The organism is Streptomyces sp. NPDC001606, from assembly GCF_053596835.1.
Genome location: NZ_JBSFHC010000020.1, coordinates 25,829 through 46,919 on the forward strand (window position 1 = coordinate 25,829; position 21,091 = coordinate 46,919).

22 protein-coding genes and 1 pseudogene are annotated in these 21,091 nt (G+C 71.3%); 17 read left to right on the forward strand and 6 right to left on the reverse strand.

Annotation, left to right across the window (positions count from 1 at the left end; translation table 11 throughout):
• Positions 1-43: 43 nt before the first annotated feature.
• From ACWCV9_RS29760 to ACWCV9_RS29785, 6 genes are all read left to right on the forward strand, one after another.
• Positions 44-1,123 (forward strand): C-terminal binding protein, encoded by a 1,080-nt coding sequence (locus ACWCV9_RS29760; protein WP_450791151.1) that lies wholly within the window; start codon positions 44-46, stop codon positions 1,121-1,123.
• Positions 1,120-2,256 (forward strand): pyridoxal phosphate-dependent aminotransferase, encoded by a 1,137-nt coding sequence (locus ACWCV9_RS29765; RefSeq protein WP_450791153.1) that lies wholly within the window; start codon positions 1,120-1,122, stop codon positions 2,254-2,256. The genes ACWCV9_RS29760 and ACWCV9_RS29765 overlap by 4 nt, the downstream gene beginning before the upstream one ends.
• A gap of 100 nt (positions 2,257-2,356) precedes the next feature.
• A complete protein-coding gene (locus tag ACWCV9_RS29770) occupies positions 2,357-3,292 on the forward strand; it encodes a nucleotidyltransferase domain-containing protein (RefSeq protein WP_450791154.1) in 936 nt (311 codons plus the stop codon).
• Positions 3,289-4,464, forward strand: coding sequence for a GNAT family N-acetyltransferase (locus ACWCV9_RS29775; RefSeq protein WP_450791156.1), 1,176 nt, complete (start codon positions 3,289-3,291; stop codon positions 4,462-4,464). Before ACWCV9_RS29770 ends, ACWCV9_RS29775 begins: the two co-directional genes overlap by 4 nt.
• Positions 4,464-5,837 carry an MFS transporter gene (locus ACWCV9_RS29780; RefSeq protein WP_450791157.1) on the forward strand — a complete coding sequence of 458 codons (1,374 nt, stop codon included), beginning with the start codon at positions 4,464-4,466 and terminating at the stop codon, positions 5,835-5,837. Before ACWCV9_RS29775 ends, ACWCV9_RS29780 begins: the two co-directional genes overlap by 1 nt.
• Positions 5,838-5,881: 44 nt before the next feature.
• Entirely contained in the window at positions 5,882-6,952 is a 1,071-nt protein-coding gene (locus ACWCV9_RS29785) for a GNAT family N-acetyltransferase (protein WP_450791159.1), read from the forward strand.
• Between the two features lie 25 nt (positions 6,953-6,977).
• Here the strand turns inward: ACWCV9_RS29785 and ACWCV9_RS29790 are convergent, their stop codons facing one another.
• A complete protein-coding gene (locus ACWCV9_RS29790) occupies positions 6,978-7,637 on the reverse strand; it encodes a hypothetical protein (protein WP_450791160.1) in 660 nt (219 codons plus the stop codon).
• Between the two features lie 242 nt (positions 7,638-7,879).
• Between ACWCV9_RS29790 and ACWCV9_RS29795 the strand changes: the two genes are divergently transcribed.
• From ACWCV9_RS29795 to ACWCV9_RS29805, 3 genes are all read left to right on the forward strand, one after another.
• On the forward strand, positions 7,880-8,467 hold the full coding sequence (locus ACWCV9_RS29795) for a hypothetical protein (RefSeq protein ID WP_450791161.1): 588 nt from the start codon (positions 7,880-7,882) through the stop codon (positions 8,465-8,467).
• A gap of 107 nt (positions 8,468-8,574) precedes the next feature.
• Positions 8,575-9,825 (forward strand): sensor histidine kinase, encoded by a 1,251-nt coding sequence (locus ACWCV9_RS29800; RefSeq protein ID WP_450791162.1) that lies wholly within the window; start codon positions 8,575-8,577, stop codon positions 9,823-9,825.
• Complete coding sequence (locus ACWCV9_RS29805; RefSeq protein ID WP_450791164.1) at positions 9,822-10,511, forward strand: response regulator; 690 nt, start codon at positions 9,822-9,824, stop codon at positions 10,509-10,511. The genes ACWCV9_RS29800 and ACWCV9_RS29805 overlap by 4 nt, the downstream gene beginning before the upstream one ends.
• A 143-nt stretch (positions 10,512-10,654) precedes the next feature.
• Here ACWCV9_RS29805 and ACWCV9_RS29810 read toward each other — a convergent pair whose 3' ends face one another.
• Positions 10,655-11,230 carry a hypothetical protein gene (locus tag ACWCV9_RS29810; protein ID WP_450791166.1) on the reverse strand — a complete coding sequence of 192 codons (576 nt, stop codon included), beginning with the start codon at positions 11,228-11,230 and terminating at the stop codon, positions 10,655-10,657.
• A 212-nt stretch (positions 11,231-11,442) separates the two neighbouring features.
• Here ACWCV9_RS29810 and ACWCV9_RS29815 point away from each other — a divergent pair, with 212 nt between their 5' ends.
• From ACWCV9_RS29815 to ACWCV9_RS29825, 3 genes are all read left to right on the forward strand, one after another.
• On the forward strand, positions 11,443-11,958 hold the full coding sequence (locus ACWCV9_RS29815; RefSeq protein ID WP_450791168.1) for a DUF4232 domain-containing protein: 516 nt from the start codon (positions 11,443-11,445) through the stop codon (positions 11,956-11,958).
• A 192-nt stretch (positions 11,959-12,150) separates the two neighbouring features.
• Entirely contained in the window at positions 12,151-12,876 is a 726-nt protein-coding gene (locus ACWCV9_RS29820) for a dienelactone hydrolase family protein (RefSeq protein ID WP_450791170.1), read from the forward strand.
• Positions 12,877-13,039: 163 nt separating this feature from the next.
• Positions 13,040-13,546 (forward strand): GNAT family N-acetyltransferase, encoded by a 507-nt coding sequence (locus ACWCV9_RS29825; protein ID WP_450791392.1) that lies wholly within the window; start codon positions 13,040-13,042, stop codon positions 13,544-13,546.
• A 44-nt stretch (positions 13,547-13,590) separates the two neighbouring features.
• Here the strand turns inward: ACWCV9_RS29825 and ACWCV9_RS29830 are convergent, their stop codons facing one another.
• Positions 13,591-14,244: a CatB-related O-acetyltransferase gene (locus ACWCV9_RS29830; protein ID WP_450791171.1), complete on the reverse strand. Its 654-nt coding sequence runs from the start codon at positions 14,242-14,244 to the stop codon at positions 13,591-13,593.
• A gap of 108 nt (positions 14,245-14,352) precedes the next feature.
• Here ACWCV9_RS29830 and ACWCV9_RS29835 point away from each other — a divergent pair, with 108 nt between their 5' ends.
• The 3 genes from ACWCV9_RS29835 to ACWCV9_RS29845 all read left to right on the forward strand — a co-directional run bounded on the left by ACWCV9_RS29835 (position 14,353) and on the right by ACWCV9_RS29845 (position 16,530).
• Positions 14,353-14,985, forward strand: coding sequence for a TetR/AcrR family transcriptional regulator (locus ACWCV9_RS29835; protein ID WP_450791173.1), 633 nt, complete (start codon positions 14,353-14,355; stop codon positions 14,983-14,985).
• Between the two features lie 180 nt (positions 14,986-15,165).
• Positions 15,166-16,152 (forward strand): helix-turn-helix domain-containing protein, encoded by a 987-nt coding sequence (locus ACWCV9_RS29840; protein WP_450791175.1) that lies wholly within the window; start codon positions 15,166-15,168, stop codon positions 16,150-16,152.
• A gap of 255 nt (positions 16,153-16,407) precedes the next feature.
• Positions 16,408-16,530 carry a hypothetical protein gene (locus ACWCV9_RS29845; RefSeq protein WP_450791176.1) on the forward strand — a complete coding sequence of 41 codons (123 nt, stop codon included), beginning with the start codon at positions 16,408-16,410 and terminating at the stop codon, positions 16,528-16,530.
• Positions 16,531-16,882: 352 nt separating this feature from the next.
• Here ACWCV9_RS29845 and ACWCV9_RS29850 read toward each other — a convergent pair whose 3' ends face one another.
• A complete protein-coding gene (locus ACWCV9_RS29850; protein WP_450791178.1) occupies positions 16,883-17,866 on the reverse strand; it encodes an aldo/keto reductase in 984 nt (327 codons plus the stop codon).
• A gap of 205 nt (positions 17,867-18,071) precedes the next feature.
• The gene (locus tag ACWCV9_RS29855) at positions 18,072-18,917 is read right to left on the reverse strand and encodes an SDR family oxidoreductase (RefSeq protein ID WP_450791180.1); all 846 of its coding nucleotides are present in this window, start codon (positions 18,915-18,917) and stop codon (positions 18,072-18,074) included.
• Positions 18,918-19,049: 132 nt separating this feature from the next.
• Between ACWCV9_RS29855 and ACWCV9_RS29860 the strand changes: the two genes are divergently transcribed.
• Both ACWCV9_RS29860 and ACWCV9_RS29865 read left to right on the forward strand, forming a co-directional pair.
• Positions 19,050-19,625, forward strand: a complete 576-nt coding sequence (locus tag ACWCV9_RS29860) for a TetR/AcrR family transcriptional regulator (RefSeq protein ID WP_385847282.1) — start codon at positions 19,050-19,052, stop codon at positions 19,623-19,625.
• Between the two features lie 326 nt (positions 19,626-19,951).
• Positions 19,952-20,341, forward strand: a complete 390-nt coding sequence (locus ACWCV9_RS29865; protein WP_385847284.1) for a hypothetical protein — start codon at positions 19,952-19,954, stop codon at positions 20,339-20,341.
• Positions 20,342-20,516: 175 nt separating this feature from the next.
• Here the strand turns inward: ACWCV9_RS29865 and ACWCV9_RS29870 are convergent.
• Positions 20,517-21,075, reverse strand: a pseudogene (locus ACWCV9_RS29870) (transposase); the annotation flags it as partial.
• Positions 21,076-21,091: the final 16 nt, after the last annotated feature.

A 21,091-nucleotide genomic window follows, 5' to 3' on the forward strand; every position in this document is an offset into this window, starting at 1 on the left:
CACGAAGCGTGACGAACACACCATCTGACGCACGGTCTGACGCATGACAGACACACGACTGACGTACGACGAAAGGCGGACGACGATGGCCACTGGCCGCGTGCTGTACACCGACCCCGCGTGGCTCGTGGAGGACGGCACCTGGAGCCGCGAACGGGCCACGGTGGAACGGGAGATCCTCGGACCGGACGTGGAGTTGCGCTTCGGCCCGTACGAGAACGGCCGCTACCTGGTCGACAGCCCGGCGATGCGCGAAGCCGCTACCGGGTGCGACGTGCTGGTGGTCTACCGGACCCAGGTCACCGGGGAACTCCTCGACGCCGCCGGGGACCGGTTGCGCATGGTCGTGCGCCAGGGCGTCGGCGTGGACAACCTCAACGCCGATCTGCTCGCCGCCCGCGGCATCCCCGCGTACAACGTGCCCGACTACTGCGTGGACGAGGTCGCCGCCCACACCTCGGCGCTCGCCCTGGCGCTGGAGCGGCAGCTGATCCCGCAGCACCGCACGCTGACCGGGGGCACCTTCGACATCTACGCCGGCGGCGTCCCGCACCGCACCAACCGGCGCACCCTCGGCATCGTCGGCTTCGGCCGGATCGGCCGCGCCGTCGCCCGGCGCCTCGGCTCCTTCTACGGCGAGGTCCGGGTCTACGACCCCTACCTCGGCCGCGACCTCGCCGAGGGCTACGGCGCCCGCGCCGCCGACACCCTCGAGGAACTGCTCGCCGAGTCGGACCTGGTGACCCTGCACTGCCCGCTGACCCCCGAGACCGAGCGGCTGATGGACGCCGACGCGCTGCGCGCCATGAAGCCGGGCGCCTTCCTGGTCAACGCGGCCCGCGGCAAGCTGGTGGACCCCGAGGCGCTGGGCAAGGCGCTGGAGCAGGAGTGGATCGCGGGCGCCGCCCTCGACGTCTTCTTCCCCGAGAACCCCCATCACGACCCCCGGTGGGAGCCGGTGCTCCGGCATCCCCGGGTCGTGGTCACCAGCCACCGCGCCTTCCTGTCCGAGGAGGCCGAGGCCAGCAGCCGCCGCCGGGTGGCCGAGCTGGTGCGGGCGGCCCTGGTCGGACGCGTCGACGGCCACCCCGGGCGGGTCCCGGGACAGGGGGCGGGCCGGTGACCGCCCTCTCCCCCACGGCCGCCGGGGCCCACAGTCAGGACGTCGTCGTCCTGTCCACCGGCGACGTACGCGTCCCGGTGCACCCGGCCGCCTCCGCCGTACGGGTACGGCGGGCCGACCAGCACTACCGGACCCCCGCGGGCGACCCCGACCTCAGGTCCCTCATCGCCCGCCACGCCACCCCGGAGGGCGCCTCGGCCCCCTCGGCCGAGCAGGTTCTCGTGGCGCCAGGGGCCAGGCAGGCCCTGGTCGCGGTGCTCGGCGCGGTCCTGGGCGAGCGCCGCGAGGTGCTCTTCGCGACGCCGTACTGGGCCAGTTACCCGCACCTCGTGGAACTCGTCGGGGGCATCCCCGTGCCGGTGCCGGGACGGGCCGGCGAGGACGCCCTCGACCTGGAGGCGTGGGAGGCGCGGCGCACGCCGGACACGGCCGCCGTCATCGTCAACTCGCCCCGCAACCCCGACGGTGCCGTCATCCCCGAGGACGCGCTGTGCGCCCTGGTCGAGTGGGCCGGCCGGCACGGGCTGACCGTGATCTGCGACGAGGTCTACCGGGGGGTGCCCCTCGGCGGCCGGACGGCGCCCTCGGTGCGGGACGTGTTCCCGGAGCTGCCGGAGCACTGCGTGGTCGTCGACGGGCTGTCCAAGAGCCACGCCCTGGCGGGGTTGCGGCTGGGCTGGGCGATCGCCCCGGCGGACATCCACGCCCGCGCCGTCGCCGTGGCCTCCCATCTCATCGGCAACACCAGCAGCCTGGTGCAGGACGCGGCGGCCGTCGTACTGGCCGAAGGAGAGCCGGAGCGGCAGCGGGTCGGCGCCGAACTCACCGCGAACCTGGATCTGGCGATGAAGGTCCTCGACTCCGTCGAGGGGCTCGTCTGCCCCCGTCCGCGGGGCGGCATCTTCCTCTTTCCCGACATCCGGACGCCGCTCGCCGGCCTCGGTCGGCTCGGTGAGCCGGGGGACGAGGCACGCCGTGCGCCGGCCGCCTGGCTGAGGGACCGGCACCGGGTCGCGGTCGTGGACGGCTCGGCGTTCGGCGCGCCGGGCCATCTGCGGCTGTCGTTCGCCCTCCCCGCCGAGCAGCTCACCACCGGACTGGAACGGCTGCGGCACGCGCTGACCACCGCGTGAACCGCGCCCGACCTACCGACGCCCCAACCCGTTCTGATCCTTACTGGCCGCTGTGATCAGTCATGACCCACAGTGATCTATCGTGAGAGGAAGCCCTTTCGTGGATGTCTCCGTGCTGGATCGGCTGCCCGCCCCGGTACGGGCCGAGCTCGACCGGCGGCAGGCCGCGCTGCCCGCGATAGCGGCCCTGGTGGAGGCCGACGAGGACGAACCCGTGCTGCTCGCCGGCTCCTACGCGACCGGGGAGTGGAACCCCACCTCCGATCTCGACCTGCTGGTCCTCACCCGACGGCACCGCCCGCGCCGGACGCCCGGCACCACCAACCACCCGTCGATCCTCGGGGACAGCTTCGACGGACGGGCGGGCGATCTGCCGGTCAACGTCGAGTACGTCTCCGCGGAGCGCCTGCACGACCTCGCCCGGATGCTGGAGGACGCCGCCGGGGACGGCGGCACGGTCGACCTGCCGAATCTCCAGGGACTCGAAATACGGCTCGTGCAGCGCGTGCACCAGGGCATCGTGCTGAGCGGTGCCGGGGAGCTGGACCGGCTGCGTGCGGGCCTCGACCTCGACGCGGTCCGCTCCGCGGCCACCGCCCTCGCCTTCGTCGGCACGCTCAGCCTGCTCGAGGACACGACGGTCCTGGCGAGCCCGACCCGTGAGCTGATGTGCCGGGGCGCGGCGGAGTCCCTGCTGATGTCGGCGGTGAACGCCTTCGGCCCGCTCACCCACGACGGCAAACACCTGCTCACGCGGGCGGCCCGGATCGCCGAAACGCCCCGTGCGCCGCGGCTGTTCGGGCGGATCGAGCCCCTGCTGTTCGCGGAACGCCTGCCGCACGAAGAGGCGCTCGGCCTGGTCCTGGACCTGGCCCAGGACCTGTACCGCTCGTTCACCGACCCGCGCTGCCCCTCGCGCGTGCTCCCGATGCTCGAGCCGTTCGTCCCGTCCTGGGCGTGGACGGGACGAAGGTGGGCGGCGACGGGACACGGCCTGGCGGGGACGGAGCGGGCCTTCGCGGAAGAGGGCGCGTGACGGGCGGCGGCACCGGCCGGGCGGCCGACGAGGCGTGGGGGCTGCTGGACCCCGATCCGCCGCTGTTCGCGTCCCAGGTGTGGCTGGAGCTCATGGCCGGCCGGATCGAGGGCACCCACCGCCGCTTCGTCAGCGCGTCCGGAACGCCCGATGCCACCGGCTTCTTCGGCACCGTCGTCGACAGCGGGGTGTCCGAGAGCAAGAACCCCTGGCAGCTGTTGTTCGAGCCGTGCAGTGTGCGGACGCTGGCCCCCGGGGCCGCGGCGGCGCAGGCCGCGGCCCGGGCCGGAGGACCGCCCCGCGAGGCCTGGTTTCCCTCTCTGGTGCTGACGTACCCGGGCCTCGAATGCTTCCCGGCCGGTCCGGGCCGCCACCGCCCTGCCGCGCTCGACCGCGCGGTCGCGGCCCTTGTCGGTCAGGCCCGGGACGAGGGCCTGAGGTCGGTGGCCTTTCTATATGTGCAGCCGGAGGAGCAGGTGCTCGCGGGGGCGCTGCGCCGCGCCGGGTTCGTGGAGTTCCCGCTCGCCCTGCGCTGCAACCTGCGCCCGCCCGGGACCTCGTTCGCCGACTACCGGGCCATGCTGAGCCGCAGCGCGGTGCACAGCATGGACCGTGTCCGCCGCCGCATGGCCGAACGGGGCGTGTCCTTCGGCCGGTTCTCCCTGAGTGAACTCGACGACACGGGCGTCGAACGGCTCGTCGACCTGCGACTCCAGCACCGCGCCAAGTACGGCCGCCGCCCCGACCCCTCCGGCGAGCGGGACCAACTGACCGTCCTGCGACGTCATTTCGGTGAAAGGGCGGAGGTCGTGGCTGCCCTGGCCGACGAGCGGATCATCGGGTTCTGTCTGTTCCTCGATGCCGGAGACGTACGGCACGCATGGTCGAACGGCACCGACTACACCGAAAGCCGTTCCAAGGACACCTACTTCGAGGTGTGTTACTACCGGCCGGTCGAGGACGCCTATCGCACCGGCCGCAAGGAGCTGTCCTTCAGCTACGGCGCGGAGAGCACCAAACTGGAGCGGGGCTGCCGCCTGGACGAGGTGAGCGGCTTCGTCCTCCCGCTGGACGACGGCGACCTGGAGGCGGCGCGCCGCGCGGCGCAGGCCCTCGCCGGGGGGCTCGCCCGTCCGGGCACGGGGACGCACCGTACGACGACAGGAGAGTGATGGACGCCGACGCCGGCAACGCCCGCAAGGGGCTGGGCATCTTGCGGGAGCGGGGCTTCCGGTACTACTGGACGGCCCGCGCCCTGTCCCTGATCGGGGACTACGCCTTCCGTACCGCCTTCGCCACGTACATCATCAGCGTCAGCGGCTCGGCGTCCACGCTGGCCACCGCGACGGCCGTGCTGCTGGTGCCCTCACTGGTGTTCTACCTGGTGGGCGGCGCCGTCGGGGATCGGACAGGGTCCCGGCGGGCGGTCATGGTCGGGGCTGACATCGCCCGGTTCGTGATCCTGCTGCTGATCGCTGGGGTGACCTACTGGACGTCCAGCGTGACGCTGCTCGTCGTCCTCGCGGTGCTGATCGGCGTGGCGGACGGCTTCTTCCAGCCCGTGTCCTTCGCGTACATGCTGGAGATCACGCCCAAGGAGCAGCTCGTCGCCGCGAACTCGGCACTCTCCGTCGGCCAGCAGATCGGACTCATCGGCGGCCCGCTCGTCGGCGGGTTCATGGTGAGCATGGCGGGTGCCTCCGCGACGTTCGCGTTCGACGCCGCCACCTTCCTGCTCTCGGCGGTCCTGCTCCTGCTCGTCCGCACGTCCCGGAACACCGGCGGGGAACGCGGCTCCGGCACCACGCAGCCGGACCCTTTGGCCGAGGACGGCGCGGCCGACGAACCGGTGACCGGTGTCCACCGGCTCCGGCAGGTCGGCGCGGACGTCGCCCAGGCGGGCCGGTATGTGGCCGGGCTGCGCTGGCTGCTGGTCTCCCTGGTGGTCGGTGCCTGCACCAACGCCGTGTACGCGGGCGTCCTCGATGTGTCGGTGCCGCTGATCATGGCACCGGGAGGAACGTCCGAGGGCCGGTCGCTGGGCATGTTCTACGCGCTCCAGGGCATCGGCGCGCTGGCCGGCGCGGTGGTACTGGTCAGACTGACGGTGCGCAGGACGGGTCCGGCCCTGTTCCTCATGCTGGCCCTCATGGCGCTGGCCCTCGCGGCGACCGGCGTGATCGGCCGCGGGGGCGCGCTGGCGATGGCCTTCGTCTACGGCATCGGCCTGCACTTCTTCAATTCGCTCTTCCCCAGCCTGTTGCAGGAACAGGTGCCGGAGTCCCTGCTCAGCCGCGTGGGCAGCCTGGCGTTTCTCGGGTTCAACGGCCTGATGCCGCTCGGCGCCCTGCTGATGGGCCCGCTGGTGGCCGCGCTCGACGCCCGTGGCGCGGCCACCGCAGCGGGTCTCGCCGCCGCTGTCGCGAGTCTTGCCGCCCTGCTGTCCGGGGATGTACGCGACCTCACCGCACGCGGCGCGAAGCCGGACACGGATGCGCGGCCGGATCCCGCCGACGGCGACAAGGACACCGTCGGCAGGGTCTGAGCCCTCCGTCCTCAGGTGCCGAACCCGACAAGAAGAGGAAGATCATGCACAGGACGGAAGTGACCCCGCTGTCCGGGCCGTTCGACGGCGCCGGATGGGACCGGCTGGGCCCGGGCGCTGCGGTCCAGGGCAGCCGCTGGCTGCGATCGATGATCAGCCGGCTGCCGGGCGAGCCGGTGACGGTGCGGTACGACGGCCCGAACGGCGCGCTCGCCTTCACCGGTGCCGTGGTCCGCGACGGCGACGCGTACGAGGCGTACAACCCCTGGGCGATCCTGCGCCGCAAGGACCCCGTCTTCCCCGAGGCGGAGTGCTCGGCCCGACGCGTCCTGCCGCAACTCGGCGACGGACAGGAGGAGATACTGCCGGGACTGCTGCTGGTGGCACCCGGGTACCTCGGGGATCCGGTGGGGCCGGCCGCGCACCACCCCGAGAGCATGCGGCAGTGCCTCGCCGACGTCTGCGCCTGGGCGCGCGGGGCGGGCCTGACCACCGTGTCGGTGCTGTACACCACACCGGCCGCCTCCCGGGTCCTGGCCCCGGCGGTCGGCGCCCTGGGCGGTGACAGTTTCGATCTGACGACGCGTTCGATGATGCCCGTGACATGGGACGACGAGGAGGGCCTCGCAGCCGTCCGGTCGAGGCGGCGGCGCTTCGAGGTGCAGCGTCAGCTGCGCCGCCTCGCGGAACACGGTTGTGTCATCGGGCCGGGAGACCCCGACGAACTGTTCGACGAGGTCGTCGAGGCCAGGTGTGCCCTCCTGCGCTGGTACGGGCAGCCTGCCGACGAAGCAGCCGAGCGGCGCCGACTGCGCACCCTCATCGACTCCTTCGGCAAGGACCTGTTGCTCTACACCGCCCACCATGACGGCCGGCTGATCGCCCACGCGCTGTTCGTGTCCGACATGAGGACATTGCAGAACGTGTACACCGGTACCACCGAGGCCGGCCGCGCCATCCCGTACGCGCCGCTGGCCGTGACCTATCACGAACCGATGCGGTGTGCCACGCGGGAGCGCTACGACTGGATCGACTACGGGATCGGCCATGGAGACACCAAGCGGTTGCAGGGCTGTGACGCCGTACCGCTGACGGGACATGTGATCCCGCTGTAGTGGCGACCGTCAAGGTGGTGGACGTTCACACACCGACAGAGCTGCCCCCGCGGGCGAGTTCCCCGACCGGCGCCAGCACATGTCCGTCGTTGCCGGCGCACCACCACACAACCTCGCCGTCCCGCTCCGCACCATGGACGCCGAGGCCATGCCGGGGACACACCGGCCAGACCTGCCAGGTCAGTTCGAGCAGGCTCTCCTGAATCAGGATCGTCAGGCTGGTCAGTGCCGTGGTCAGGTCGTCGCACATGTTCGGCAGGATGGGGCCGTCCCAGTTGAGCCTCGTACCGTCGGGGAGACGGACACCGGCCCCCACCGGAAACAGATCATCCAGGACCTCGATCTGCGGTGCACCTTCGATGCCACGTGTGCGCAGGTCGCGGGCCACGATCCGCAACGCGTCGCGCAGCGTCTCCAACCGCTCGGGGGCGAGGTCGAAGCCCGGCTCGAAGCCCACGTCGTCCAGGATGCGCCAGGCCAACGCCGCCATCTCCGTGCGGGACACCTCGGCCGGATCCCGCTGGACGACCTCCAGGATGGCGTCGGTGTAGTGGAACCAGTCGAGCAGTTCGCAGGCGAGGGCAACGACGTGGTGTGGATCGAGGCGGTCCTCACGCAGGCCGAGGTAGACCCTTTGCATCAACTGCTGAGTATTCGCTTCGTGCTCGGCCGTGGTGTTGCTCATCGGCACAGTATGGAGGCGGCATCCTTGCCGGTTGCGCCGAGGCCCAGCGTCAACTCACTTCCGACGGGCAGAGAGTCGGCGGCAAGGCCGAGGTATTCGGCAACCAAGTAAAGGGAGTGGAGGTGCCCACGGTCGTCGGCGGAGAGGTGGACCACGGCCTCCACCCCCGGCCCTCAGATCTCCACCCGATGACCAACCCAGGGGTCGAGGTCGGGGCACGGCGTCGCGGCGAGGGTGGGTGCATGACAGCGAACATCGTGATCATGCAGTTGGCGATCCTGGCCGTGGTGCTCGAGTCCGATCTCGGCCGCCGCAGGATCGGCTGGTTCCGGGTGGGACGGCCGATCATCGGCGTCGCCCTGATCGTGCCCTTCTTCTTCACCTCGCTTCCCACCGGCGGCAACGACCTGCTGCTGCAGGGTGCCGGCGCGGTGGCCGGAGCGGCGCTCGGCCTCTTCTCGGTCTGCCCGCTGCTGGTGTCCGTCGACTGCGCCCCGGAGTGGCGGCGCCGTTGGCCGCGCACCTCGCCCACCCCGGGCAAGCCCGTCGCGATCAGCCGCTCGGGGGCCGGTTACGCCGCGGTCTGGATCGCCGTGACCACCGCACGGCTCGGCTTCGCCTACGGCGCTCAGCACGCTTTTCCAGTAGGGCTCGGCGTGTTCCTGACCACCCATCATCTCAGTGGCACCGGCCTGTCGAACGGCTTCATCTTCCTCTCCGTGAGCATGAGCCTGTGTCGCAGCCTGGGGCTGTGGGTGCGAGGCCGAGCGCGCCTCGCCCAGGCTATGACCGTCCTGGACACCACGCGGGCGACGGAAGCCGCGCGGTGATCCGCATCGCGCGGCTCGCCCCCGGTCATCCGAACCGTCCGCAGCCCCGTGCCACCCGCGTCCTTCGTGCCGAAGCTTCTGGCACGCGTCCTGGATAATCAGAGCCGATGAGCATCGTCAGAAGGTTCAGCCCGGCTGCGGAGCACCCAGGGGTCGGCCTGAGCGGCATGATCCAAGCCCCCCGGGCGCGCGCAGTGGCCATGCTGGTAGGCCTGGGCGTGACCGTCCTCATCAACGTTGCCGCGCTCCCCACCGACCCCGGAATCGTGGCACCTGCGGCCCTGGCTGCCGCCGCGCTGGCCTGGCTGGGCACGATCGCCGGAATCAGAGGTACCCGGGTGGCCGGGGTCGTCGCCGTGATGGGCGCGGCCGGGGCTGTGCTCACCATCACGGATACCAACGGGCTGATCTTCACCGGCGTCGCGGCGAGCACGGCCGCCGTCGCATTTGATCCCGTGGCCGCCCTCATGCTTTCCACCGCCGGCCCCTTGGCCTACTGCCTCGCAGCGATCCCTCGCGGGCCCTTCCCTGGACACCTACTCGCCACCGCCACCGTGGCCCTCGCCGGACTGGCGGCCGGTGCGAGCCGACGCGAGATCGATTTACGCGCCCGGCACAGGACCCTGGTCGCCACCGAACGCCGGCGTGCCGAGCTCGCCCGAGCCGAGACAGAACTCGCCAGTGAGCGCATCCGACTCGGCCGCGAGCTGCACGACGTGCTTGCCCATACCCTGGGTGCCCTGTCCATCCAGCTCACCGCGATCGACACCCTCGCCCGCACCGACGCGCCGCGCGAAACGCTCATCACCCAGATCGAAGTCGGTCACGAGCTGGTCGGCACCGGCCTGGACGAGGCGCGCCAGGCGGTGCGCGCGCTGCGCGGTGAAGGCGAACCACTGGCCCAGCGGCTCGGCCGCCTCTGCGCACTGCACCAGGCTGAATTCGCGTTGAAGGGTGACTGTCGGGAACTCGATGCCGATACGACGCTCACCCTCTACCGACTCGTCCAGGAAGCGCTGACCAACGCGGCCAAACACGCCCCCGGCGCACACGTGAGCGTGCGCATTGGCTTCGGCCCCGAAGAGGTGACCGTGAAGGTCGCCAACACCCGCCCCGCACCGGCCCCGTGTCCGGATGCCCCGGTGCCGCACGCCTTGGACCCGGAGGCTGCTGCGGCGCCGCGCACGTGCGGAGGGCGGTTCGGGATCCAGGGCATGAGGGAACGCGTCCAGCAGGCGGGCGGCGACCTCCAGATCGGCCCCACGCCCGACGGCGGCTGGCTGGTCGCCGCACGCGTCCCCTACCGACACGGCAACCTGGCCCAGCACAACGCCGAGAGTGACGGGAGCGACCGATGAACCACACGCCGATCTCGGTGATCATCGCCGACGACCACCGCGTCGTACGCGAAGGCCTGGCCACCATCCTCGGCGCCGTCGAAACCGTACACGTAGCTGGGTTGGCAGCAGACGGCGCCCAGGCCGTCGACCTCGCCGTGGCGCACGACGCGGACGTGGTCCTGATGGACCTGCACATGCCCGGTGCCGACGGCGTCGAGGCCACACGCCGGCTCAGGACCGAAAGCCCGGCCACGGCCGTCGTAGTCCTCACCACCTACACCGACGACGACTCCATCCTCGCCGCACTCGAGGCCGGCGCCACCGGCTACCTCACCAAAAACGCCTCCGCCGCCGACATCCGCCGCGCCATCGAGGCCGCCGTCTCCGGCCACGCCATGCTCGACCCGCTCGCCGCCGACCGCCTGATCCACGCCAGCCGCCGCAACGACCCAGGCCACCGCGAGAAGGACGCCCGCCTCCCCGACGGCCTCACCGAACGCGAGGGCCAAGTACTCGGCTTGATCGCCCAAGGGCTTTCCAACGCCGAGATCGCCTCCAGGCTGTACCTGAGCCGCTCCACCGTGAAGACGCACATCAACCAGATCTTCACCAAAACCGGCAGCCGCGACCGCCCCCAGGCCATTGTGTACGCACACCGTCACGGGATCCACGCCGAGGACGACCCACACCGGGCAGACAGCTGATACTCCGAGCCTCTAGAGGGCCGCCGGTCCGAGGAAGTCAGGCGGTGGCGAGGCCGGCGTGTAGCAGCGGCAGTTCCTGAGAACCGGAGGCCCAGGCGGTCAGGCCGCCCCGGATCACGCCGCGCTCCATCCTTGCCCGCCAGTCACGGCTTTTCCGCCAACCGTTGGATCTCCCTCCACCGCGGGGCGTCGTCGTCAGGGACGTCCGGAGACGCGAAGTGGAAGGGCACGTGAAGGTGTTCGGCCAGCTCCCGGCCGGCCGTGGCGGCGGCAACGCCCGGTGGAGGGCCGTCACGTCGGTGGTGGACGGTCGCCAGGTGGCCCTGCCCCTCGGGGGCATCCAGGACCGCGACCAGGAGTACGAACCAGTCGTGGACCGTATCGCCGTCCCAGAACGCTTCCACGGCTGCCACACGGCCGGGGAGAGCCGCGGCGCGGGCTGCGAGGGAGGGGAGGCCCAGCGGATCGGGCGGCGTGCGCTGCACACGGTCGCCCAGAGCCTCGTATCGCGCGTGGACCACGCGTTCTGCGTCGTGCAGGCCCACCCCCAGCGGTCGCAGCGCCTCCACAACGGTCCTGATCGCAGGCAGCCGGCGGTCGCGCAGCACGTCGGCATCGACCTCTCGGCAGGTTCGTTCCTCCAAGTAGTCCCACCAGCCGCTCACTCGGCCACCAGCCAGGACTTCAGGGTGCGCGTCATAGGTGCGAACGTACGTCATCCGAAGGCTCGTCGGTCTGGTGGCGGACGATGCGTACGGCCGCCTTGCGACACCCGACGCCGAGGCTCTCCACGGGAAGGGGACATTCCGGTCCCTGTGGCGAAGGCGTTACATCTCCGTGACGCCCATAACGAACGAAACCGGCAGGTTTCGTGGCGTCAGTTATTCGGGGCGCGGCCCCACCGACCACAGCCAGACACGGAGAGTCGACCATGGGTAAGGCCACCACGTTCATGATGTCAGTTGCCGGCGTCGTACTGGCGGGAGTCGCCGGTGCGGGTGTCGCACAGGCATCCACCATCGCGCATCCGGCCGGCTCCGGCGCACCGTCCTCATGTCGCCCCGCCAACCTCACGACGAAGATCACGCCGGACGCCGGCAGCGCCGGGCACCGCCACTACCGGGTCACGCTGACCGCCGCCCCCAGGACCAGCGCCTGCCAGCTGGCCGGCTCTCCCCGCGATGTGAAGTTCTACAACCACAGCTCTCTGAAGGACATCACCGCGAAGCCCTACGGCTCGCAGGGCACCAAGGTGACCTTCGGCCCCGGCCACCCCGTCCACTTCGACATCCAGGTGCCCAGTGCCTCCAAGGGCACGGCCGCCAACCGGGTCGTCTTCACCCTCAGGACCCCCGGCGGCGGGATCATCCCCGGTGACCAGGAAGCCGACGGCAAGCTGTCCGTGGGCTCCGGCACCCGAATCGGCCCCGTACAGCCCGGCGCCTGACCGACGCCTCAGAGCGAGGACTTGCCGGCCGAGGGGGCGGTGACGGGCGCCTGTGGCCGTAGCAGGTAGCACGGACTCGGCCAACGCCTCGGAGCACCCGGCAGCGCACCCGGAAATCCGCCAGAGAGTTGCCTTCTGCCAGCGGCAGAACACTGGCTCCACCGGGCTCGGCGATCACTAGAGTCCAATCTCATGACGACGGTGACAACGCGCACGATCGAATACGCGGCCGACGGTCTGACAATGATCGGGCACCTCGCGCTCCCGGGCGGTGTCGACCGCCGGCCCGCGGTCCTGGTCGGGCCCGAGGGGACAGGGCTCAGCGACGTCGAGCGCCGCCGGGCCGATGCGCTCGCCGAGCTGGGATACGTGGCGCTGGCCTTCGACCTCCACGGCGGACGCTATTTGGATGACCCCGAGGAGATGCTGGCCCGTTGCATGCCGCTGCTCGCCGACCCCGACCGGATGCGAGGCATCGGCCACGCGGCGCTCGACGTGCTCCGCGCCGAGCCGCGGACCGATCCCGACCGGATCGCCGCCATCGGCTATGGCACGGGAGGCGCAATCGCGCTGGAACTCGGGCGCGACGGCGTCGACCTGCGCGCGATCGGGACAGTCAACGCACTCACGACGGGCCGGCCAGGCGAGGCGGCGCGCATTCGCTGCCCAGTGTGGGCCGGGGTCGGGTCGGAAGACCCGATCATGCCGCCCGCTCAACGGAGCGCATTCACCGCCGAGATGCAGGCTGCGGGCGTCGACTGGCGCCTCGTGGTCTACGGCGGCGCGTTGCACGCTTTCCATCACCCACCGGTCGCCCACACCGTGCGCCCCGGCGTCGGCTACCACGCCCGGCACGCGCAGCGAGCTTGGCGTGACATCGTCGATCTGCTCGCCGAGTGCCTGCCGACAACGGAGTGATCCGGTCGGCAACCGCGATCTCGGACCGCAGACATGGTGTCGGGCGCACCCTCGCCCAGGTGGGAATCGACACCTTCTCCCCCAGCCTGCTCGGCTACGGCCGCTCCACGTGGTTCCGCCACGGACTCGACGAGCCCGGCAACGCGAGCCTCAGGCCGTACCAATCGGACGGCTCCTGTCGTCAGCGGCAAGGTCGGCAGGACAGCGGGACCGCGGCATCAACGTTGCCGCTTTCCCCACCACTGCCGAGGCTGACCTCGTCGACAGCCTGCGCGCCGACCCAACCGCCTGGATCGAGGGTCTCTCCCTCGTCGCAGCGGACGAGACCGGCCGCCCGGTGGGCCACGCGCTGCTGACCCGCTGCCACATCGACACCACGCCGGCCCTGTGCCTGGCCCCGTGCGCTGTCCGACCGGAGCAGCAGCAGAGGGGTGCGGGTACGACGGCGATCCGTGCCGCCCTGGCCGCAGCACGCTCCCTGGGAGAGCGCCACGTGGTCGTCCTCGGACATCCGGCCTACTACCCCTGGTTCGGTTTCACCCGTGCCTCGAACCACGGCATCGGCCTGACCATCGATGTCCCCGACGACGCCCTGATGGCACTCAGCCTCGACGCCGGCCATCCGCTCCCCAGCGGGACCGTCCACTACGCCGCCGCGTTCGGTATCTGACCCAGCCCGTGCCGCGCGGGGCAGTCTCCCGCGTGGCACACGCATCACGCGGTGGCTGCCGCGGCGATCTGCTCGATCTCGGCGGGGGTGCCCGCCATGATGGTGCGCAGGTGTTCGGTGACCCGTTCCACCGGCCAGTCCCACCATGCCGCGCGCAGGAGCCGCTCGATGTCGGCGTCGTCGTAGCGGCGGCGGATCGGGCGGGCGGGATTGCCGCCCACCACGGTGTACGGCTCCACGTCGGTGGTGACGACCGCGCCGGCCGCGATGATCGCGCCGTCGCCGATCCGCACGCCCGGCATGATCAGCGCCTGGTAGCCGATCCAGACGTCGTTGCCGATCACGGTGTCGCCCCGGCTGGGCATGCCGGTGACCAGGTCGAGGGTCCGTTCCGTCCAGCTGCCGCCGAACATGGTGAACGGGAAGGTGGAGACGCCCATGGTGGGGTGGGCGGCGCCCGCCATCAGAAAGCGGGTGCCGGCGGCGATCGCGCAGTACTTGCCGATCACCAGCCGCTCGGGCCCGTAGCCGTAGAGCACGTTGCGGCGCTCGAAGTCCGTGGCGCCGTCGGGGTCGTCGTAGTAGGTGTACTCGCCGACCTCGATCCGGGGGTCGGTGACCAGCGGGCGGAGCAGGACCACCCGGTCATGCCCGGGCAACGGGTGCAGCGCCTCGGGGTTCGGGATCGACACGGTCATGGTTGGGGTCCTTCCTGTCACCACACCATCTAATGCGACCTGAGTCGCGTTAATATCCTGGCAGTAGATCCACCCCACTGGCAAGCCTTAACGCGACTGGAGTCGACTTTGACTGGGAATCCGGAGACACCGAAGAGCAGGACGACAGGCACCAGGCCGGGAGGGCGAAGCGCGCGGGTCCGTGCCGACGTCGTCGCCGCGACCCTCGCCGAACTCACCGAGCACGGCTACGACCAGCTCACGGTCGAGGCGATCTGCCACCGCGCCGGCGTCCACAAGGCCACCGTCTACCGGCGCTGGGGCGGCATCGACGGCCTGATCGCCGACGCACTCGCCCTCTCCGCCGACCAGCCCTGGCCCATCCCCGATACCGGAGACGTCGACGAGGACATCCAGTTGCTGGCCCACGAGGTGTACGCCACCTTCACCGACCCCGAACAGGGCGCCACCCCGACGGCCCTCATCAGCGCCGCACTCCGCTCCGACCAGGGCGCGAAAGCACTCCACGCCTTCTTCACCGCCCGCCACCAGCAGGCCGCCGAGGTCGTCACCCGCGCCATGGCACGGGGCCAGCTCCCCGACGACGTCGACCCGGCAGAACTGATCCGGGCCGCCACCGCCCCGCTTTACCACCGCCTCTTCATCACCGGAGAACCCCTCGACGAGCAGGCCGCCCACCGCTCAGCCGCCGCAGCCCTCCTCGCCGCCCGCGCCGGCCTGTTCAGTGCGCCGGCACCCTGACCCCACCCCCAGGACCAGCGACCGATGGCGATGCCGCCGACGGCGACCGCGTCTCCGGCCGACCCCGGCGCCCGGCCGGCACCGCAGGGTGATCAGCAGACCTTGCGGGGCGGCGGCGCCCGGCGCATACATTGGTCGCCCGCGAGGTGAACTCGCGCGCACCGCACGAGGGGGGAACGGATGATCGGAACCGTATTCCGCAGCCAGGACGTACCCGCGGCCGACCGGCTGGAGCACTGGCGGCAGACGCTCGACCGTATACGCCCCAGTGACGTCACCAGCACCCACGGCGCCGACTTCCGGGCAGAGGGCCGCCTCATGGAGATGGGGCCGGTGACCGTGCTGCCCGTGTCCTTCATGTCCTCGCGCTACCGGCGCAGCGCAAAGGCGGTACGCAGGTCCGATCCCCAGCACTACCACCTCACACTGCTGCTCCAGGGGGAGATGGGCCTCGAGCACGCCGGGCACAGCGCGACCCTCCGTCCGGACAGCCTGCACCTGGTCGACAGCTCACAGCCGTTCAACCTGTCGGTGACAGGTGCCGGACCGGACGGCCACGCCAAGGGAATCGGAGTGGACCTGCCGAAATCCCTCCTGCCGCTGCCACCGCACCGAATCCGCGGCGCGCTGGGCCAGGCACTGCCGGGCAGGGAAGGCGCCGGGGCCCTGCTCACGGAGTTCCTCCTCAACCTGCACCGGCAGGCCGACACTCTCCGGCCGTCCGATGCCCCGCGCCTGGGGACGGTCGTACTGGATCTTCTCTCCACCTGGCTCACGCACCTGCTGGACGCCCGGTCGTCCCTTCCCCCGCAGAGTCGCCGTACAGCGCTGCTGCGGTCGGTGCTGGCGTTCGCCCAGCAGAACCTGCACGACCCGGAACTGTCCCCCTCCCTGATCGCCGCCGCGCACCACATCTCCCTCAGCTACCTTCACAAGGTCTTCCAGGAGCAGATGCCGGGCCAGACGGTGGCCGCCTGGATCCGCGACCGGCGGCTGGACGGCGCCCGCCGAGACCTGGCCGACCCGGCGCTGCGCCACACACCCGTGCACTCCATCGCCCTGCGCTGGGGACTCCCGGACGCCTCCGGCTTCAACCGGGCGTTCCGCACCGCCTACGGGCTGCCTCCCGGCCAGTACCGACGCCGGGCCCTGTCCGGCGGAGCCTGAAAGCTAGTCGCCGGCGTGTGCTGGAGTGTGCACGCACCGACAAGAGGATGTGCACTCCATGCCTATGGCCGGCGCAGCATCTCAGGGCATTCTCGATCACGCGCCAGACCGGGAGACCGGGCGCGCTCAGCCGTTACGGTCCATACGGCGGTGACGGGCCCCGGCGCCACGACCGGCCTCGGCCACCGGGGCCGGCCGCGCCGCACCGGGGCACGCGACCGGCGTCCCACAGATGCGAACGATGGGGGCAACAGCATGAACAAGCACCTCAAGCTCGGTGCCGTCACCGCGGTCACCACAACCGCTCCGGCACTCTGCGCGACACGTCGACAGCCGCCCCCGCAGCGGCACTTCGGGAGCAAACTCCAGGCGTACTGACGGACCGCCTTGTGCCACCCTGCGGAGCGACCGGCGGCCGGCCGTGGTGCTGGCTCAACGCCTCCGACGGTGGCGCATGTGACTGTCTTCTCGCCCGGACCCGCGCAACCGGACGAGAGGTGAAGCTGACCGGCGGGACCAAGGGGATGTGACATCCCGTCCCGGCCTCACGGGGGTGGGCCAGGAAGACGTCCCGCCGGTCACCAGAACACATCCGACCGTTGGGGCCCGGCCCAGGGCGCCGATCCGGTCTTCCAGGCGCTCGATCGGACGAGGTCGATCCGGCCGCGGGCGGCGTCCGGGAAGGCGACGTAGTCGGCCGTCCGGTTGCCTTTCCCGGCCCGCCCGGGGGTCAGCCGTTGAGGTTCCGCATGAGCTCGGGGGCGTAGCGGTCGCCGGAGACGATGCCGCGCGGGGCGACGGCTTCGAGGGCGGCCACGTCCTCATCGGTGATCGTTACGGTGGTGGCGGCGACGTTCTCCTCCAGGTAGCGGCGGCGCTTGGTGCCGGGGATGGCGACCGCGCCCTGGTGCAGGACCCAGGCGAGGGCCAGCTGGGAGGGCGAGACCTGCTTGGCGGCGGCGATGCGGCGGACCTCGTCGACCACGGCCAGGTTGCGGGCGAAGTTCTCGCCCTGGAAGCGCGGGTCGGTACGGCGGAAATCGTCGGCGGCGAAGTCGTCCGGGCTGGTGATCGCACCGGACAGGAACCCGCGACCGAGCGGCGAGTAGGCGACCAGGCCGATCCCGAGCTCGTTCAGGGTGGCCATGACCCCGTCGTCCTCGATGCCGCGCTCGAAGAGCGAGTACTCGGTCTGGACCGCCGTGATCGGGTGGACGGAGTGGGCGCGGCGGATGGTCTGCGGGGCGACTTCGGACAGGCCGATGTAGCGGACCTTGCCGGCGGCCACCAGCTCGCCCATGGCGCCGACGGTCTCCTCGATCGGCACCTGTGGGTCGACCCGGTGCAGGTAGTAGAGGTCGACGTGGTCGGTGTCCAGGTGACGCAGGGAGCGGTCCAGGGAACGCCGGATGTACTCCGGGCGCCCGTTGTGGCCGACGAGCGTGCCGTCGTCGGTGAACTCGATGCCGGTCTTGGTGGCGACGACGGCCTGCTCGCGGCGGCCGGCGAGGGCCTTGCCGAGGAGCCGCTCGTTGATGAAGGGGCCGTAGCTCTCGGCGGTGTCGAGCAGGGTCACGCCCAGTTCCAGGGCGCGGTCGATGGTGGCGAGGGATTCGGCCTCGTCGGTGCTGCCGTAGAAGGCGCTCATGCCCATGCAGCCGAGTCCTTCGGCGGAGACGGTCAGGCCCTGGCTGCCGAGCGTGCGGAGTTCCATGGTGATCTTCCTTGCTGGTGCGGGTCGTCCCGCGAGGTGCGGCTGGTTGGCTGTGTGTCCGGTCCGGTGGGTGGCCCTCTGCCGGGGACCGGGTGCGGCCCGACGCCGGGTGCGGTGGCGGTGTGGCCGGGCAGTCAGGGTGCTGTTGCGGTCGCCGCACCCGGCGTCGGTGGTGCACCCGGTGCGGGCCGCGGGGCGGGGGCGGTCAGCGCACCCAGGAACCGGTGAGGGCCTGGACGGCGGAGCCGTCGAGGTCGGCGAGGGTGGTGGCGACGAAGTCACGGGCCCACTGCGAGGTCTGGATGCGGAAGGGCGGGTGGGCGACGGTCAGGGCGTCGACGATCGGGGCGGCTGCCTCGGTGGGGGTCTGGGCGTCGGCGAACGACTTCTGGGTGCGGGTGATGTAGGCCTCGAGCGCCGGGCCGTAGGGACCGGCGGCGGAGAGCAGCGCCGGGACGTCCAGGCCGAGATTGGCGACGAACTCGCTGGCCACCGCGCCCGGCTCCACCACGGCGACATCGACGCCGACGGTGGCGGCGACCGGCGCGAGAGACTGCATGAAGCCCTCGACGGCGAACTTGGCCGCGCAGTACGCCTCGTTGAAGGGCTGGCCGACGACGCCGCCGACGCTGGTGACGGTGATCACCCGGCCCTTCGACGCGCGCAGGTGCGGCAGGGCGGCCCGCGTCACCGCCACCACGCCGAAGAAGTTGACCTCCATGGCCGCGCGGACGTCGTCGACGCTGCTCTGCTCGATGGTGCCGACCTGGGCGGCGCCGGCGTTGTTGACCAGTGCGTCCAGGCGGCCGTGCTCGGCGACGACCTCGTCCAGGCAGGCGGAGACGCTGGCGGCGTCGGTCACGTCCAGGCGCTTGACCTGGATCCGGTCCGCGACACCCGCCTCGGCGGCGGCTTGGAGCAGGGCCTCGGCCTTGCCGGTGTCACGCATGGTGGCGATGGTCGTCCAGCCGGCCCGGGCGGTGCCGATGGCGGCGGCCAGGCCGATGCCGGAGGACGTACCGGTGATCAGAACCGTTTTCGGGGAGGTCATGCGGGTCTTCCTTGCCTGGGAGGAGAACGGGTCTGCGCCCGTAACTGGGGAGTTCCCCGGTTATCTGGGGACGGTAACCGGGGAACTCCCCGGTTGTCCAGCTAGACTGGTCCCCAGATGAAGGGAGCAGCCTTGACCAGCAAGCCGAGCGTGTTGCGCGCCGATGCCCGCCGCAACCGGGAGCGCATCCTCGAAGCGGCCGTGCGCGCCTTCTCCGAGAAGGGCCCGGACGTCGCGATCGACACCATCGCCAAGGCCGCCGGCGTCGGCTCGGCCACGCTCTACCGCCACTTCCCCACACGCGAGGCGCTCGTCGAGGCGGCCTACCGCAACGAGCTGGCCCGGGTCTGCGACAGCGCCGCGAAGCTGCTCGCCGACAACCCGCCCGACCGGGCCATCCGCCTGTGGATGGACGACTTCATCGACTATGTGGCTGCCAAGCAGGGCATGGCGGACGCGCTTCGGGCCGCGGTCGCATCGGGCGCGGACCCCTTCGCCGAGACCCTTGACAAGCTCGCCAACGCGATCGGCACCCTGCTGCGCGCCGGCGCCGACGCCGGTCTCCTGCGCCCGGACGTCGACCCCATCGATGTCGGCTTCAGCCTGGCGGGTGTCGCGCTGATCACCAGCGCTCCCGACCAACGCGAACGGGCCGGCCGCCTCCTCGACCTGCTCCTCGACGGCCTCCGGTACGGAGCGGACGGGTAGACGCCCAGCTCGTGACCCGACTCCGGCCGTATTCACCGGCCGCACCATTGCGCAGCGTCTAGTGCCGTGACCGGGAAGGTTCACCCCTCTCGGTCACGGCTCTGGCAGGTCCGCCCACCCCTGGGCAGCCCGCGCGAACGGCTTCCGGGGCGACGGACGTACGACCCCGGCCCCACGTCGCCCCGGTGTGCCAGCCGCCCCGGAAACCTCACTCGTTCGCCCGCCGGAGAATCGGTTCTGCCTGGGCTGGGCCGGTGACGGTACGGGACTCCGTCGGGGAGCGGGGAAGAGGTCCGGTGCCACACCACCTGAGCACTGGAGTCGACATGAAGCGTTTGGGGTTCTCCGTCCTGGCCACCGCCGCCGCCCTTGTTGTGGGCGGGGCCACGCTCGCGACCGCGCAAGGCGGTGACGCCGACAAGCCCGGCACGTCCGGCTCGCACGTCTCCGGCCGCGCGAAGCAGGCGACCGTCGGGCGCTACTGGGGTGACGACGTGATCGTCCAGCCTGGCAAGTACGGGACGGCGAGTGCGTCCTGCCCCGCGGGAATGGTGAGCACCGGCGGGGGCGGCTCCGAGGGCAACGCCAGCCAGAGCGGCGGCGAACCGTTCATGCTCGCCTCCTATGGCGGTCCCAACGGCTGGACGGTCGGTGTGAAGAACACAGACACTGTGGCGCGGCCGATCATCGCCTTCGTCGTCTGCATCACCCCCTGAGCCGCCCGGCGGCTGTACGGCACCCTGAGGGGTCTACCGAACTCTCGCGACATCCGGTGCGGCGCCTCGCAAGGCGCCGGATCGGCCTCGTACTGGGCCCACTCGGTCGATGCCCCAACGCCGCAACGGGTCATGCCGGGCGTCGGGAGCCGGTGAACCTTCCCGGTCACGGCCCTAGGCGGCTGAAGCAACGCTCGACCACGTTGCGGGCTTTGTAGAGCTCGAGGTCGAAGGTCGGTGGTCTGCCACCGGCTCTGCCGCGGCGCTGGCGATCGGCCCTCTGGTCGGCGCGCTCCGGGATGACTGCGCGGATGCCCCGACGCCGCAGGTCCTGTCGGACCTCCCGCGATGAGTACGCCTTGTCCGCGATGACCGTGTGGGGTCTTGGCCGCGGCCGCCCGGCGCCTGTCCGAGGCACCCGCACAGATTCCAGCACCGCTTTGAACACGGTGCAGTCACTGACGTTTCCGGGGGTGAGGACGACAGCCAGGGGCAGGCCCCGGCCGTCGCAGGCGAGATGGACTTTGGTAGTGGGCCCAGGTCCCGTTCCGCTCCCAACGGGCGAACCGCTCATAAACCGTCTGCCAGGGCCCGTAGCGTTCCGGCAGGTCACATAACGCGCCGTTGATCACCGTCCGGTGGTCGCGCCACCGACGGCCGGGTCCATCGGCAGCCGGCAGCAGGGGCTTCAGCGCCTCCCACGCCGCGTCCGTCAGCTCGCCGCGTCCTGTCACATGATCGGTCACGAAC

Bases quoted from the DNA above. Each gene is read 5' to 3' on its own strand.
- ACWCV9_RS29760 (WP_450791151.1), top strand. From the start codon at position 44: ATGACAGACACACGACTGACGTACGACGAAAGGCGGACGACGATGGCC.
- ACWCV9_RS29780 (WP_450791157.1), top strand. From the start codon at position 4,464: ATGGACGCCGACGCCGGCAACGCCCGCAAGGGGCTGGGCATCTTGCGG.
- ACWCV9_RS29785 (WP_450791159.1), top strand. From the start codon at position 5,882: ATGCACAGGACGGAAGTGACCCCGCTGTCCGGGCCGTTCGACGGCGCC.
- ACWCV9_RS29790 (WP_450791160.1), bottom strand. From the start codon at position 7,637: ATGAGCAACACCACGGCCGAGCACGAAGCGAATACTCAGCAGTTGATG.
- ACWCV9_RS29795 (WP_450791161.1), top strand. From the start codon at position 7,880: ATGACAGCGAACATCGTGATCATGCAGTTGGCGATCCTGGCCGTGGTG.
- ACWCV9_RS29800 (WP_450791162.1), top strand. From the start codon at position 8,575: ATGAGCATCGTCAGAAGGTTCAGCCCGGCTGCGGAGCACCCAGGGGTC.
- ACWCV9_RS29805 (WP_450791164.1), top strand. From the start codon at position 9,822: ATGAACCACACGCCGATCTCGGTGATCATCGCCGACGACCACCGCGTC.
- ACWCV9_RS29810 (WP_450791166.1), bottom strand. From the start codon at position 11,230: ATGACGTACGTTCGCACCTATGACGCGCACCCTGAAGTCCTGGCTGGT.
- ACWCV9_RS29815 (WP_450791168.1), top strand. From the start codon at position 11,443: ATGGGTAAGGCCACCACGTTCATGATGTCAGTTGCCGGCGTCGTACTG.
- ACWCV9_RS29820 (WP_450791170.1), top strand. From the start codon at position 12,151: ATGACGACGGTGACAACGCGCACGATCGAATACGCGGCCGACGGTCTG.
- ACWCV9_RS29830 (WP_450791171.1), bottom strand. From the start codon at position 14,244: ATGACCGTGTCGATCCCGAACCCCGAGGCGCTGCACCCGTTGCCCGGG.
- ACWCV9_RS29840 (WP_450791175.1), top strand. From the start codon at position 15,166: ATGATCGGAACCGTATTCCGCAGCCAGGACGTACCCGCGGCCGACCGG.
- ACWCV9_RS29845 (WP_450791176.1), top strand. From the start codon at position 16,408: ATGAACAAGCACCTCAAGCTCGGTGCCGTCACCGCGGTCACCACAACC.
- ACWCV9_RS29850 (WP_450791178.1), bottom strand. From the start codon at position 17,866: ATGGAACTCCGCACGCTCGGCAGCCAGGGCCTGACCGTCTCCGCCGAA.
- ACWCV9_RS29855 (WP_450791180.1), bottom strand. From the start codon at position 18,917: ATGACCTCCCCGAAAACGGTTCTGATCACCGGTACGTCCTCCGGCATC.
- ACWCV9_RS29865 (WP_385847284.1), top strand. From the start codon at position 19,952: ATGAAGCGTTTGGGGTTCTCCGTCCTGGCCACCGCCGCCGCCCTTGTT.